General features: G+C 56.7%; 1 protein-coding gene. It reads right to left on the bottom strand.

Features of this window, described 5'->3' with window-relative positions:
• A partial coding sequence (locus GBM95_RS12005) for an IS5 family transposase (protein ID WP_226963332.1) occupies positions 1-524 on the bottom strand: 524 nt, incomplete at both ends.

Below are 524 nucleotides of genomic sequence, written 5' to 3' on the forward strand. Positions count from 1 at the left end.
CGTCCTTTCAAAACTCCAGGCCGCAGGTTGATCCGGTACGAGCGCTTTTCTGCTTCCTTATCGGTCTGGAATTCCTCGCGTTTTCCCATCCCGACATAGCCGGCATCGCCGTACACCTGCTCTGTCTCTGACGGTATCAGTTCCCGGGCACGGCTGATGTCATGCTCGTTGGCAGGTCCGTAGACGGCATTCGTGACGATGCCGATGATGTCGTCGGTGGCGACGTGCATCTTCATGCCGAAATGCCACGTATTTCCCTTTTTGCCGCTCGACATCTCCGGATCCCGCTTGTGATCGCGATTCTTTGTTGAGCTCGGAGCCTCAATGAAGCTGGCATCAACAATGCGTCCTTTGGAGAGCACCAGTCCGGCAGCGGTGATGCCGGCGTTGACTCGTTCAAGGACCTGCTTGCCGAGGTTGTGCTTCTCGAGCAGATGACGGAACTGGAGAATCGTGGATTCGTCCGGCGTACGGTCCGCCAGCGCCAATCCCACGAATTTTCGAGCAGTAGAGTTCTCGTGAAG

Origin of the sequence: Sutterella seckii (genome assembly GCF_009183815.1) — a bacterium.
Taxonomy (GTDB): domain Bacteria; phylum Pseudomonadota; class Gammaproteobacteria; order Burkholderiales; family Burkholderiaceae_F; genus Sutterella; species Sutterella seckii.